Annotated in this window: 12 protein-coding genes and 1 pseudogene; 6 read left to right on the top strand and 7 right to left on the bottom strand. The window is 60.7% G+C overall.

The window, feature by feature from the left end; translation table 11 throughout:
* Positions 1 to 83: 83 nt before the first annotated feature.
* The 3 genes from VDP81_RS02390 (at position 84) to VDP81_RS02400 (ending at position 2,963) form a co-directional block, all read left to right on the top strand.
* On the top strand, positions 84 to 1,880 hold the full coding sequence (locus VDP81_RS02390; protein ID WP_322994591.1) for a ribonucleoside triphosphate reductase: 1,797 nt from the start codon (positions 84 to 86) through the stop codon (positions 1,878 to 1,880).
* An 85-nt stretch (positions 1,881 to 1,965) separates the two neighbouring features.
* Positions 1,966 to 2,148, top strand: a complete 183-nt coding sequence (gene nrdD / locus VDP81_RS02395; protein WP_322994590.1) for an anaerobic ribonucleoside-triphosphate reductase — start codon at positions 1,966 to 1,968, stop codon at positions 2,146 to 2,148.
* A 14-nt stretch (positions 2,149 to 2,162) separates the two neighbouring features.
* A complete protein-coding gene (locus VDP81_RS02400; RefSeq protein ID WP_322994589.1) occupies positions 2,163 to 2,963 on the top strand; it encodes an anaerobic ribonucleoside-triphosphate reductase activating protein in 801 nt (266 codons plus the stop codon).
* A gap of 80 nt (positions 2,964 to 3,043) precedes the next feature.
* Here VDP81_RS02400 and alr read toward each other — a convergent pair.
* The 5 genes and pseudogenes from alr to ubiU form a co-directional block, all read right to left on the bottom strand.
* Positions 3,044 to 4,166, bottom strand: a pseudogene (gene alr, locus VDP81_RS02405) (alanine racemase).
* 12 nt (positions 4,167 to 4,178) lie between these two features.
* Entirely contained in the window at positions 4,179 to 5,498 is a 1,320-nt protein-coding gene (locus tag VDP81_RS02410; protein ID WP_323011421.1) for a D-serine ammonia-lyase, read from the bottom strand.
* 136 nt (positions 5,499 to 5,634) lie between these two features.
* Complete coding sequence (gene ubiT / locus VDP81_RS02415) at positions 5,635 to 6,135, bottom strand: ubiquinone anaerobic biosynthesis accessory factor UbiT (RefSeq protein ID WP_323011422.1); 501 nt, start codon at positions 6,133 to 6,135, stop codon at positions 5,635 to 5,637.
* Positions 6,136 to 6,172: 37 nt separating this feature from the next.
* Positions 6,173 to 7,126: a ubiquinone anaerobic biosynthesis protein UbiV gene (gene ubiV, locus VDP81_RS02420; RefSeq protein ID WP_323011423.1), complete on the bottom strand. Its 954-nt coding sequence runs from the start codon at positions 7,124 to 7,126 to the stop codon at positions 6,173 to 6,175.
* A gap of 77 nt (positions 7,127 to 7,203) precedes the next feature.
* Entirely contained in the window at positions 7,204 to 8,256 is a 1,053-nt protein-coding gene (gene ubiU / locus VDP81_RS02425) for a ubiquinone anaerobic biosynthesis protein UbiU (RefSeq protein ID WP_322994583.1), read from the bottom strand.
* A gap of 241 nt (positions 8,257 to 8,497) precedes the next feature.
* Here ubiU and VDP81_RS02430 point away from each other — a divergent pair, with 241 nt between their 5' ends.
* Both VDP81_RS02430 and VDP81_RS02435 read left to right on the top strand, forming a co-directional pair.
* Positions 8,498 to 8,719, top strand: a complete 222-nt coding sequence (locus VDP81_RS02430; RefSeq protein WP_322994582.1) for a DUF2249 domain-containing protein — start codon at positions 8,498 to 8,500, stop codon at positions 8,717 to 8,719.
* A gap of 2 nt (positions 8,720 to 8,721) precedes the next feature.
* Entirely contained in the window at positions 8,722 to 10,074 is a 1,353-nt protein-coding gene (locus VDP81_RS02435; RefSeq protein ID WP_323011424.1) for a hypothetical protein, read from the top strand.
* Here the strand turns inward: VDP81_RS02435 and VDP81_RS02440 are convergent.
* On the bottom strand, positions 10,062 to 10,796 hold the full coding sequence (locus VDP81_RS02440) for a Crp/Fnr family transcriptional regulator (protein ID WP_322994580.1): 735 nt from the start codon (positions 10,794 to 10,796) through the stop codon (positions 10,062 to 10,064). The two genes, VDP81_RS02435 and VDP81_RS02440, sit on opposite strands and share 13 nt — an antisense overlap.
* A 3-nt stretch (positions 10,797 to 10,799) precedes the next feature.
* Here VDP81_RS02440 and VDP81_RS02445 point away from each other — a divergent pair, with 3 nt between their 5' ends.
* A complete protein-coding gene (locus tag VDP81_RS02445; protein WP_322994579.1) occupies positions 10,800 to 11,171 on the top strand; it encodes a YbaN family protein in 372 nt (123 codons plus the stop codon).
* On the opposite strand, the gene hemN is transcribed toward VDP81_RS02445, so the two are convergent.
* Positions 11,163 to 12,575, bottom strand: coding sequence for an oxygen-independent coproporphyrinogen III oxidase (gene hemN, locus VDP81_RS02450; RefSeq protein ID WP_322995356.1), 1,413 nt, complete (start codon positions 12,573 to 12,575; stop codon positions 11,163 to 11,165). The two genes, VDP81_RS02445 and hemN, sit on opposite strands and share 9 nt — an antisense overlap.
* Positions 12,576 to 12,694 lie beyond the last annotated feature (119 nt).

The following is a 12,694-nucleotide window of genomic DNA, read 5'->3' on the forward strand; positions in this document are numbered from 1 at the left end:
TATCGAACAAATCCACCAAATCGCTTGATACCACTATATATAGTGTTTACTATCCAACAAAGCACAATATATAGGAACAAACCATGGATACCCCAGCGCCCACCCGGACTGCCAAAAACGTCGATACTGCCTTCGACAACCGCCCAATTCCGCAGATCGACGTCATCCGATCCATCGACGAATACCTGCAGCAACAAGACTGGCGCGTCAATGCCAATGCCAATCAAGGCTACTCGCTGGGTGGCCTGATCCTGAACACCTCAGGCAAGATGATTGCCAATTATTGGCTCAGCCATGTCTACCCGGAAATCATCGGCCAGGCGCACCGCCAGGGGGACCTGCACATCCACGACCTGGATATGCTGTCCGGCTATTGCGCGGGCTGGTCGCTGCGTACCCTGTTGACCGAAGGCCTGAACGGCGTGCCCGGCAAGGTCGAATCCGCCCCGCCACGGCATATGTCCAGCGCAGTCGGCCAGATCGTCAACTTTCTGGGCACCCTGCAAAACGAATGGGCCGGCGCCCAGGCCTTCAGCTCCTTTGACACCTATATGGCGCCTTTTATCCGCCAGGACGGCATGGACTACGCCGCCGTGCGCCAATGCATGCAGGAACTGATCTTCAACTTGAACGTGCCTTCGCGCTGGGGCACACAGACCCCATTCACCAACCTGACCTTCGACTGGGTCTGCCCCGAAGACTTGCGCGATCAGGTTCCGGTGATCGCCGGTCAGGAAGTCGCGTTCACCTACGGCGAACTGCAGGCCGAGATGGACCTGATCAACCAGGCCTACATCGAGGTCATGATGGCGGGCGACGCCCGTGGCCGCGCCTTTACCTTCCCCATCCCCACCTACAACATCACGCCGGACTTCGACTGGGACAGCCCCAACGCCCAGCGTCTGTTCGAGATGACCGCCAAATACGGCTTGCCCTACTTCCAGAATTTCATCAATTCGGAACTGAAGCCGAACATGATCCGATCCATGTGCTGCCGCCTGCAACTGGATCTGCGCGAGCTGATGAAACGCGGCAACGGCCTGTTTGGTTCTGCTGAACAAACCGGCTCGCTGGGCGTGGTCACCATCAATTGCGCCCGGCTGGGATACCTGCACCGGGGCGATGAAGCTGCCCTGCTGGCCCGCCTGGACACTCTGCTGGAGCTGGGTCGCGACAGCCTGGAAATCAAGCGCCGCGTCATCCAGCAGCACATGGATCAGGGCTTATTCCCCTATACCCGGCGCTATCTGGGCACCCTGCGCAACCATTTTTCCACACTCGGGGTAAACGGCATCAACGAGATGATCCGCAACTTCACCGCAGACGCGCATGATCTGACCAGCGCCTGGGGCCATGACTTCGCCGTGCGTCTGCTGGACCATGTCCGCACCCGCATGCTGGAATTCCAGGAATCCACCGGGCATATGTACAACCTGGAGGCCACCCCCGCCGAAGGCACCACCTACCGTTTCGCCAAGGAAGACCGCATGCGCTGGCCCGATATTCTGCAAGCTGGGACAGCGGACATGCCGTACTACACCAATTCGTCCCAATTACCGGTGGGCTTTACCGACGATCCCTTTGAGGCCCTGGAACGCCAGGACGAGCTGCAGCGCAAATACACCGGGGGCACCGTGCTCCATCTGTACATGACTGAGCCTCTGTCTTCCGCCGAGGCCTGCCGCACCCTGGTGCGCCGCACCCTGAGCCGATTTTCACTGCCCTACATCACGATCACGCCCACCTTTTCCATTTGCCCAAAACATGGTTATTTGCCGGGACGGCATGATTTCTGCCCGCACTGCGACGACGAACTGATACTGGGAAAACAGCAGGAGACTCAGCCAGACACCAGCCTCACATCGGCATTTTCAGCCTGAACCCAAGCTGCCCGCAACACGCCAGCTACAGTTTATTTTGCGCTGCCGCATCCGGCGAAAGCGCGTTCTCACTCAGGAGACTCATATGCAACAAGCCCCAATCACTCTGCAAGACAGCGAGCGTCAGCCGTGCGAAATCTGGACCCGCGTCATGGGCTACCACCGCCCGGTCTCATCCTTCAATATTGGTAAAAAGGGCGAATTCCACGAGCGTCGTTTCTTTATCGAGCGCCATCCTGGGCAGGCATCAACCACCCACACTGCATAAACACAGGCCGACCCATGCCCGCCACCGATCTCACCCCTGCTGATGCAAACTCGCTGCCCGAGGCAATCCGCGCCGCAACGCAGCCCCGCCGTCCAACGGTCACAGGCGATCAGCAGCGCCTGAAGGTCGGTGGCCTGGTGCCCTTTACCGCCACAGATTATCCCGGCCTGCTGGCCGCCGTGATTTTTGTCCAGGGCTGCCCCTGGCGCTGTGGCTATTGCCATAACCCACATCTGCAACCGCGCACCGCCGACAGTCCTGTCCCCTGGGATGACATCATCGCTTTTCTAAGACGCCGTACCGGCCTGATCGACGGCGTGGTATTCAGCGGCGGCGAGCCCACCATGGACCCTGGCTTGGCCTCGGCCATGCAGCAAGTACAAGAATTGGGCTACAAAATCGGCCTGCACACCGGGGGAACCCACCCCCGACGGCTGGCTCAGGTACTGCCTTTAGTGGACTGGGTGGGACTGGATATCAAAACCCGATTTGACCACTACGCGTACGTGACCGGCGTGGCAGACAGCGGCATACCGGCCCGCGCCAGCCTGCAGGCCGTGCTGGACAGTGGCGTGGATTTCGAATGCCGCACCACCGCGCACCCCAGCCTGATCGACGCGCCTGGTTTGTTGGCCTTGGGTCAGACTCTGGCAAGTTTGAATGTGCGCCGCTATGCGGTGCAGATTTTCCGCCCCCAGGGCTGTGTCGACACGGATCTGAATACGCAGGGTCAGTCACTCAGGGACTGGCCTGGCCCAACAGTGGAAACCGCGCTGTCCGGGTTGTTTTCAAACTTTGAAATCCGCCGCCCCTGAAACCCGCCAAAGCCCCTGCTTCTGGTCCGCCACCAAACCAGCGCATGGTGCGAATCGCAAGCACCCCTGGCGGCAGAAGCCTATTCAGCCTGAATCTTGCGCGGCACACGATGGGTCAGCCCTGCCAGCAGTTCATTGGCAATCGTGCTGCAAGACCAGGCGACCTCGTCCACCAACGGCCCACCCTGCCCCCACAGAATCACAGGGGCCCCGATCTGAGCCTGGGGCACCGGATCGAGATCCACCGACAGCATATCCATGGAGACCCGGCCCACGATCCGCGTCCGCACCCCGGCCACCGTGACCGGAGTGCCGGTAATGGCATGCCGCGGATAGCCATCCGCATAACCACAAGACACAATCCCAACCCGCATATCACGGTCTGTCCGGTAGGCATGGCCATAACCAATCGCCTCTCCGGCCAGGCAAGACATGGGTGCTGATGAGTTCGGCGCTCAGGGTCATGGTCGGGCGCAAATCCAGCGCCTCGGCATCCTGTCCGACGTAGGGAGACGCCCCATATAAACAGATGCCGGGCCGCACCCATTGTTCATCGCCCTGCACCGCCGCCGTGAGGCCGGGGTCCAACACCGCCGCTGAATTGCACACGCTGACTGGCCCAGGCAGCCCCTGAGTGATGGCATGAAAGCAATCCAGTTGATGGCGCGTAACGGCCAGGTCATCATCAGCCCGGGCAAAATGCGTCATTTTGCCCACCCTCCCCAGGATGCCCTGCTGTTGCAAGGCCTGAGCCTGGGCAAAAGCTGCCTGGTATTCGAAGGGCTGAAAGCCCAGCCTGTGCATACCGGAATTCAGCATCACGTGGCCATCGATGGCGCTACGCCCCGGATGCGCCGCCAGCATGTCCAGCTGGGCCTGGCTGTGGATGACGGTGCTGATTCGATGCTGATCCATCACGGCCAAATCAGCGGCTTTGAAAAACCCTTCGAGCAACAAAATGGGCCGCTGCCAGCCGAGTTCGCGGCAGCGCACGGCCTCGTGGATATCCAACAAGGCCAAGCCATCCGCCACCGCAAACCCCGCCAAGGCGGCCTCCAGCCCGTGGCCGTAGGCGTAGGCCTTGACCACCGCCCAGATTCGCGGCGGTGACCCTGCCACGTCATGCGCCAGGCGGCGCGCAACCACCTGCAGATTATGCGCCAGCGCCCCCACATGGATGGAGGCCAATATTGGACGTGCCATGGGACTCCTCCATCAAGCCATACCGGCCGCCTGGCGCCCTCGTTGGCGAAAACCCTCGCGTATGGATTCTGGCACCAGCGAACCGCCCGTGCTCCAGATAACGTGGGTCGCGTCATGCAGGAGGAGTTCCAGCCCGTGGCGCTGCAGATAGACCTGACCCTGCGGGGTATCCAGCACCTGGCCCGGTCCATGCAGGCCGGTGGCGGCAGAAGGTTCCACATAAATGCCTTCGGTGTCTTCCAGGCGCCAGGCATCGGCATAGAACTGGGTCTCATCCACGGTGAATATTCCGGACAGCAAGGACTGCATCAACGGCGCCACCAGAGGCGAAGCCAGGCCCACCGCCAGGCCATCGGCTTCGGTGCGATTATCCAGGCCTATGTCATACACCGAGACTGGCCGCTGCAGGCCGCAGGCCAGCTGTACCAACATGCAGGGCGAGGCGGTGGGTTCGACAAAGAACCCATGCACATGCGCGCCCAACAAGCGTTTCAGCCCATACAGCACCCCGCCCGGCGCCCCGCCTACCCCACATGGCAAGTACACGAACAAGGGGTGTTTTGCATCCACCACCCGCCCAGCCGCCTGCAGTTGGTCGACGAGTTCGCGAGCCGCCGCCGCATACCCCAGAAACAGGGCTTCGGAGTGTTCGTCATCCACGAAATGCACCATCGGATCGGCATCGGCAATGGCGCGCCCCGCCGCTACTGCGGCAGCATAATCGCCCTGATGCTCGACCACCTGAATGCCACGATCCCGCAGCCGCTGCTTCTTCCATTCTTTGGCGTCTGCCGACATGTGAACCACCGCCTGCAGGCCCAGGCCGGCGCCGATCATGCCGATCCCCAAGCCGAGGTTGCCCGTGCTGCCCACGGCCAGCGTATGGCGGCCCAGCACTGCGCGTGCAGCGGGTTCGGCCAGCACCCGGCGATCGGTGGATTCAGTCAACAGACCTGCTTCCAGACCAATGCGTTCGACCAGCGACAGGACTTCATGAAAGCCGCCGCGGGCCTTGATGGAGCCCGCCACCGGCAAGGCATCATCGCGCTTGAGCATCCAGTGTCCGGCCGCCCGCGTCACCTGCAAGGCATCGCGCAGTTTAGGGATAGGCACCAAGGGCGAAATCAACTGCCCGGCAGTCGCCTGCAACTCGGGAAATACAGCTTGGAGCAAGCCCGCGCAACGCGCAAACCGTGCCTCGGCCTGACGCTGGTCGTAGGCCATATGACGGGCGTCTTCGCGGGCGTCGTAATGCGGGTTCAGCCACAACAGCGGGTGCTTGTCGGCCACACCAGCCGGTAAATCCGAAAACGAGGCTGCCTGGTCATTCATCGTGAGCTCCTAATGTTGGTGCGCCAAAAACCAGATCCAAACCCATCGAACCTGGTGGCGCTCTCAGGCGCTAGCATGCCACGTTGATCCAGCTTTGCAAATACACAGCCCCACAGCCGGACAGGTCTTGGGCCAATTACACCCGTGCCACCGGCATCACCCGCCCCAGACGCTGGCGCAGCCCGCCCAGGACATCGCGCACCACGGCGCGTGGATGAAATACCGCCATATCGATGGAATCCAGTGTGTTCTTGACCATCAAGCCCAGTTCGGTATCGCCCTCGATGACCAGGCGACGACTGAAAAACAAGGTATCCGGGTCCTCCGCGCGCTGCAGCAGACGATAAAAATCCACGGCATCGGCGCGAATCGTGAGATCGGGTTCGGTCTCTGCGTGACGCGCCGCCTGAAACGCGTGCTTGCGCCAGGTGTAATCAAAACGGATCTGTGCATCCGCCACATGGATGCGCAAGGATCGGCCTTCCAGCATGTGCAAGGTATCGGGATGCAAATGACGCGCCAGCATCAAATTAAGCCCTGTGACAAACAGCACCGAGCCCGGATAGCGAGGCAAGTGCCCCAGGACCTGGGCCAATGGCGCAGGCAGGCGATAGACGGAGGAAACAGGACTTTGCATGGGCGGACTCGTCAAATAGGAATGGATGAAGAAGGGGTCAGGCTGCGACATGCGTCTTGACGCCTGGACGGTCGGCTTGCGGCGATGGAGCAAGCTGCAGGTCGCCAGGTAAAACCATGTCCAGGCCCGGACGCCCATGCCAGTAGCCATTGCAGGGGCCTGCCGGCATCAGGGGCAGCAGGCGCTGGTGGGCATCCGCAGCGGCCTCCTGGCCATCCAGCACCGCCCTAAACGCCGCGACCACCTGATCCATATGCTGGGATTGCGGACTTAAGCGCAGCACATCCACGCCCAGGCGCTGCGCCTCGGCCAGTTCATGGATCAAGGTATGCACCAGCGCCGATTGCGTCTGAATGCCATTAATCGTCAGAAAGGCTTCTGATTCTTTGGTTTCCAGCAACAAGCCATCAGGATGATCCATACAGACATACTGGCAATTGTCCTTCGGGAAATTGCGGTTGCGGGCCGTAAAACAGCGGGCTGAAAACGCCAGCGGCATGCGGCCATAGGCAAAGACCTCGGTCTGCAGGCCAGCAGGGCGGTCCTGCTGCAGCTGGGCCAGGCCAATACGGCCCATTTCCAGGGGCAGCACCCAGCGGCTGGCCCCTTGCGCCACCATCACATCCAGCGTGGGCTTGCTGTAAATATTCAGAAATGGCCCCGCAACAAAGGCGCGACCCTGCATGCAATGCACGGCCCCCATATCATTGGCCTCGATCTCGTAGCGCTGATTGTCGGCGATCTTGCGCAAGGTATTCAGGTCGTTGCCGGATTCCAGCAGCACCTGGGTGGACAGGACGGGGGTCTTGCCGGCCTGGGCCAGCATATTGGCGATCTCGATCCAGTCGGGCAAGCGCAATTCGTGGCGACGGGAGCAAACGGTTTCTCCCAGGTAGACGATATCAACGGGCCAGTCAGCCACCGCCGCGTAGAATTCCAGGGTGGTGACCCGTGGCCAGTAGTATTGCAATGGACCCAAAGCAAGTTTCATCGTGATATTCCTTGAAGTGGCAAACGCCACGCACGCGTCGCCCAGCGACGCAATTTCGCCTTGGTGGCCGGGAGGCGTTATTTCCAGGGGCGGTGATAGGCGCCCAAGGTATGCTGCTGGCCTTCGGCGACCTTATTGAGTTCGGCCATCCAGGCCGGATGCACGGAATAGCGCGCCGGCACCGACCGCGCCTGGTCGATGGCCTGTCGCCAGACCCGGGTCACCTGGGCCACATAGGCGGGGCTGCGCTGACGGCCTTCGATCTTGATCGCCCGCACCCCCATGGCCATGAGCTTGGGCAAGAGTTCCAGCGTGTTCAGGCTGGTGGGTTCCTCCAGGGCGTAATAGTTTTCGCCCGCCACATCGAAGCGGCCCTTGCACAGCGTGGGGTAACCGGCGTTTTCACCTTCGTCATAGCGGTCGATCAACACCCCGTTCAGGCGGGATTCCAGGCCCTGGTCGGTTTGCTGCCAACGTACGTGTTTGGCAGGCGAACATACCCCGTGGGTATTGGGGGATTCGCCGGTCGCATAGGACGACAAGGCGCAGCGGCCCTCGGCCATGACGCATAGGCTGCCAAAGCCGAAGACCTCGATTTCGACCGGTGTGTTCTCGCAGACCTGCTGCACCTGAGCGACGGACAGCACCCGGGGCAAAACTGCCCGGACCACACCAAAACGCTCGTGATAGAACTGGATGGCCTCGTGGTTGGTGGCCGACCCCTGCACGGACAGGTGCAGGCGTAAATCGGGATAATGGGCACTGGCATATTCCATCAGGCCGGGATCGGCCATGATGACGGCATCCACCCCGGCCCCGGCCGCCTGATCCACCGCCTGACGCCATAGTTTCCAGGCATCTGGCTGGGGATAGGTGTTCAAGGCCAGAAAAACCTTGCGACCCCGGTCGTGGGCATACTGAATGCCCTGGGCAATGGCGGCGGCATCAAAATTCAAGCCCGCGAAATTACGCGCATTGGTGGCATCCCGAAAACCCAGGTAGACACAATCAGCGCCCTCGTCGATGGCGGATTTCAGGGCAGGCAGGCTGCCAGCGGGGCAAACAAGTTCGAAGTCAGAAAGATCGTGGCGCGGCACCACGCTGGGGCGAGAAGAAGACAATGACGACATGAGGGACATCCTGGCGATACGGGCCGCGTGGAGACGGCATGTCGCCACACGGCCATGGCAGCTTATGTGCAATCCGGCCACTATGCGCCACTTGCCCCGAACTTGCCTTAACCCGCATCAAGGTCACTGCGATTGCTGGCGTTCAGAATCAACAGCGGCACGAAACGGCAATTCTCGCGGGGTCTTAGGCTAGTCAGACACAGTGAATCGTGTAAGGTAACGCCTTCACCCCGAGGTATTCATGAACCACCCCGACATCACGCTGGACGTGCGCAGCCTGCCCCCGCCCGAACCCCTGGAACACTGCCTGGAAGCCCTGGCGGACCTGGCCCCAGGCCAGCGTCTGCACCTGTTGATCGACCGCGAGCCCTATCCGCTGTACACCATGCTGGACCGTGATGGTTTTCAGCATCAGTGCACTTTCGAGGAAAGCCATTTCCAGGTCACCATCTGGACTGACTGATCATGCAACGTGCATTGGATTTCGACAAGACGCCGGCGCTCAGCGTCCCCCTGCCATTCTTTCTCAATGTGCCCGTCTTCGGCCTGTTGGCCGGGCTGCTGATCACCTGGGCCGACCCCCAGGCCCTGGCCTCGCGCTGGGGAGGCACTGCGCTGGCCATTACGCACCTGTGGACACTGGGCATTCTGGGCAGTGCCATGCTGGGCGCCCTGGTCCAGATCCTGGCCGTCGCCTGCAACGTGCCGCTACGGCCCGCCCGCCTGATTGCCGCCAGCGTCCACATCCTGTTGACCCTGGGCACATTGGCGCTGGTCACCGGGTTTTTATGGTGGAGCCCGCCTGCCTGGTTTGCCGCTGCCGTGCTGCTGGCCTGTGCCTTTATGCTCTACCTGGGGGCACTAAGCCTGGCCCTGTGGCAGCACCGCAAACAGGTCTATAAGGGCGCGCGGGAAATCCTCGTCCCGGTACGCGGCGCACTGACCGCCCTGGGCCTCACTGCCCTGATCGGCGTGGCGATGGCGGTTTCATTGGGCATGGGCAATAGTCTGGCGCACTGGCTGAACAGTCATATTCTATGGGGTCTGCTGGGCTGGGGCGGCCTGCTGCTGATGGGGATGTCGTTCCAGCTGCTGCCCATTTTCCAGCTGACTGAAATCTTCCCAAAATCCCTGACGCGCTGGCTGCCCTTGTTGATCCCGGGACTGTTGGTAGCCTGGAGCGCGCTGGACGCCAGCAGCGGCCTGCCGCGCCTGATGCGCGAAACCGTGGAACTGCTGCTGGTAGGCGCCTACACAATCTGGATCGGCACGGCCTTGCAGCGGCTATGGCAACGCAAACGCCCCACGGCCGAGCCCACCTCGCTATTTTGGTTTACCGGCTTACTCAGCCTGCTGGCCTGTGCGCCCGCCTGGGTCTGGATGCGCCACGGCCAGTCGTCTCAGGCTGAAACCGTGCTGGGTGTGCTGCTGATCGTGGGTGGCCTGGGCAGCGTCGTGCATGGCATGCTGTATAAGATTTTTCCTTTTTTGCTCTGGAAGCACGCGCAGGACGCCGTCGTGGTCCCGGCACACAATCCGGCACACGCCAAGGTTTATCTCAAAGTTTTGCCTAAAATGGCAGCCTATATCCCCGAACGTCCAGCCCAGTGGCATTGGGCGGTTTATCTCTTGATGCTGCTGTCATGGATACTGGCGGCAGCCGGATGGCCTGTGGCGGGCTTGCTGGCCGGACCCTTGCTGATCTTGGCTTCTTTGCTGCTGGCCTGGAACCTGGGCCGGGCATTATGGCGATTCCGCCAGGCGCTGGCCGCCATGGCCGCCCTGCCGGTCCCCCCCGCCCCGACTCAACCACGGTAGTTGCGCATGCCCTCGACACTGAGGATCGTAAATTCCCGCCCACGAACGCGGATCATGCCGCGTTCGCTCAGGTCTCGCAGCGTTCTTGAAAAATGTTCTGGCGTGAGGTTCAGGCGTGAAGCAATCACCGATTTACTGATCTCAATCCGAAAGGGTTGATTTTCCTGACCCGGCCATTCGCGCAGCAGAAACGCGATCAAACGCTGCGCCCCCGTGTGCAAGGTATAGGCTTCGACGTCACCCATCAAACTGTATAGGCGGCGGCTAAGACCCGCCAGCATTTTGCGGGCCACGCCGGGATTGCGATCGATCTGATCAAACAGTGCATCCCGATCCACATGCAGCAACAAGGTATCGTGCAAGGCCTCGGCGGTGACGATGTAATGCTCGCCCATAAACATCAGGGCTTCGCCAAAACCATCACCCGGACCAATCAGCCGGACGACACGCTCGACACCGGAATTGGAAACAAACACGAGCTTGATCTGACCATATACCACCACATGGAACCCGACGCAGGGGTCGCCTCGGCGAAAAACGATTTCACCTTTGGCAATCGATAGCTCGCTGGTTCCCTGGACAATAGGCTCAAGCTCTTGCTCAGGCAACTCATTGAACAAAGGGACCTGGGCCAATAAGTCCCGGGTGCGCCGCTTACGCGATAAATCCGCCTCTGACTGCGGCCTGTCCGTGCGTTGCCCGGATGTATTGCTAGAATTCATTGCATGATCCGCGTCATGTATACCGTCTTGGGCACGCTTGCCCTGGTGCTGGGCATCATCGGGGTTTTTCTCCCCCTGCTGCCGACCACGCCCTTTTTGCTGTTGGCGGCTTTCTGCTACCTGCGCGGCTCGGTGCGGCTGCATACCTGGCTCTTGTCCCATCGCATTCTCGGTCCGTACATCCGCGACTTTCAATCGGGGCGCGGCATCCCCTTACGCAGTAAATGCGTGGCCCTGGCCTTGATGTGGCCATCGCTGGCCCTATCCGCCTGGATCATGCCGATCCCCTGGGCACGCTGGTTACTGCTGATTCCGGGCATCGGCGTCACGATTTACCTATGGCGCCTGCCGACCCGCCCGCCTGAATCAGATTAGTTTCGAGTAAGTGGCCACTCGCGGACGGCCCACATACTGGTCAAACACCATGGCAAAGGCCCGCACAAACACCCGGCCACGCGGCAGCACCTGCAAGCCCCGATCGTCCAGCGCCAGCAAACCAGCCTGTATATAAGGGTCCAGCCGTGTCAGTTCGTCGGCAAAACAGGCCCGGAAATCGCAGCCATGGCGCTGCTGAAAGGCAGCAAAATCCAAGGGCATGCTGCACATCAGCGTCATGATGATCTCGCGGCGTAGGGCGTCATCACGGCTGAGGCTGAAGCCTTTGGCCGTGGGCAGTTCGTCACGCGCCAGAATGTCGCGATAGGCATTCAGGGAATGGTGGTTCTGCACATAGGCATCGCCGACCTTGCCAATGGCCGAAATGCCAAAACCAATCAAATCGCATTCAGCCCGCGTGGTGTAACCCTGGAAATTCCGGTGCAGGCTGTGATCCAGCCGCGCGCGATTGAGTTCATCGTCGGGCTTGGCGAAATGATCCAGCCCGATATAGACGTAGCCCGCCGTCAGCAGCCGCTGCACCGACATCAGGAAAATCTGCAGGCGGGTCTCTGCCGAGGGCAGATCCTCGGCCTGGATCAGGCGCTGGGATTTGAATCGATCGGGCAGATGCGCGTAGTTATAAAGTGCAATCCGATCAGGCGAGAGTTCGATCAACTGATCCAACGTACGGCTGAAGCTGCTTAAAGTCTGTTTTGGCAGGCCATAGATCAGGTCGGCATTGATGGACTGAAAACCATGATCCCGACTGGCCTGCAGCGCCGTACGCACCATGTCGTACGGCTGGATGCGATTGACGGCAGCCTGCACATCGGGATCGAAATCCTGCACCCCGAAGCTGGTGCGGTTAAAGCCCAGCCCGGCCAGCATCGCCAGGGTATCCGGCGTCACTGTGCGCGGGTCGATCTCTACCCCTAGCTCGGCATCCGGCGTGAACTCAAAATGCCCTCGGATATGATCCATCAGGGAAGTGAGTTCCGCAGTGCTCAGGAAAGTGGGGGTGCCGCCGCCCAGGTGCAGCTGAATCGTCTGGCGCTGCGTGCCCAGGTGCGGGCTTAACAGATCCATTTCGTGAAACAAAATATCCAGGTATTCAGCAGACCGGCTATGGTCCTGCGTGATGATTTTGTTACAGGCACAAAAATAGCACAGAGACTCGCAAAACGGCAGGTGCACATACACCGACAAGGGGGCCGCCTGAGGCTGGGCGGCGCGCGTCGCCAGATGCTGCAGATAGGTATCCGCCGGATAATCGCGTTCGAAGCGATCCGCCGTCGGATAAGAGGTGTAGCGCGGGCCGGACTGATCAAAACGACGAATCAGTGCTTCGGAGATCTCAAGGGCCTGCAGGGTGACAGCCTGCGGATCATCGGGAAAGCCCATCAGGCCAGGTTTGCCAGCCATGGAGGCGGTATCGGGTGCTGCGGGGGTGGTCATGCCATAAGCTCCTGAGGCAAAATAGCAATCCGCATCTTCTGAAGCGGATTGCAACTGGCCCCATT

This window comes from Castellaniella sp. (assembly GCF_034675845.1).
Lineage (GTDB): Bacteria > Pseudomonadota > Gammaproteobacteria > Burkholderiales > Burkholderiaceae_B > Castellaniella.

Excerpts from the sequence above, each read along its gene's own strand:
- VDP81_RS02390 (WP_322994591.1), top strand. The coding sequence starts at position 84 with ATGGATACCCCAGCGCCCACCCGGACTGCCAAAAACGTCGATACTGCC.
- nrdD (WP_322994590.1), top strand. The coding sequence starts at position 1,966 with ATGCAACAAGCCCCAATCACTCTGCAAGACAGCGAGCGTCAGCCGTGC.
- VDP81_RS02400 (WP_322994589.1), top strand. The coding sequence starts at position 2,163 with ATGCCCGCCACCGATCTCACCCCTGCTGATGCAAACTCGCTGCCCGAG.
- VDP81_RS02410 (WP_323011421.1), bottom strand. The coding sequence starts at position 5,498 with ATGAATGACCAGGCAGCCTCGTTTTCGGATTTACCGGCTGGTGTGGCC.
- ubiT (WP_323011422.1), bottom strand. The coding sequence starts at position 6,135 with ATGCAAAGTCCTGTTTCCTCCGTCTATCGCCTGCCTGCGCCATTGGCC.
- ubiV (WP_323011423.1), bottom strand. The coding sequence starts at position 7,126 with ATGAAACTTGCTTTGGGTCCATTGCAATACTACTGGCCACGGGTCACC.
- ubiU (WP_322994583.1), bottom strand. The coding sequence starts at position 8,256 with ATGTCGTCATTGTCTTCTTCTCGCCCCAGCGTGGTGCCGCGCCACGAT.
- VDP81_RS02430 (WP_322994582.1), top strand. The coding sequence starts at position 8,498 with ATGAACCACCCCGACATCACGCTGGACGTGCGCAGCCTGCCCCCGCCC.
- VDP81_RS02435 (WP_323011424.1), top strand. The coding sequence starts at position 8,722 with ATGCAACGTGCATTGGATTTCGACAAGACGCCGGCGCTCAGCGTCCCC.
- VDP81_RS02440 (WP_322994580.1), bottom strand. The coding sequence starts at position 10,796 with ATGAATTCTAGCAATACATCCGGGCAACGCACGGACAGGCCGCAGTCA.
- VDP81_RS02445 (WP_322994579.1), top strand. The coding sequence starts at position 10,800 with ATGATCCGCGTCATGTATACCGTCTTGGGCACGCTTGCCCTGGTGCTG.
- hemN (WP_322995356.1), bottom strand. The coding sequence starts at position 12,575 with ATGGGCTTTCCCGATGATCCGCAGGCTGTCACCCTGCAGGCCCTTGAG.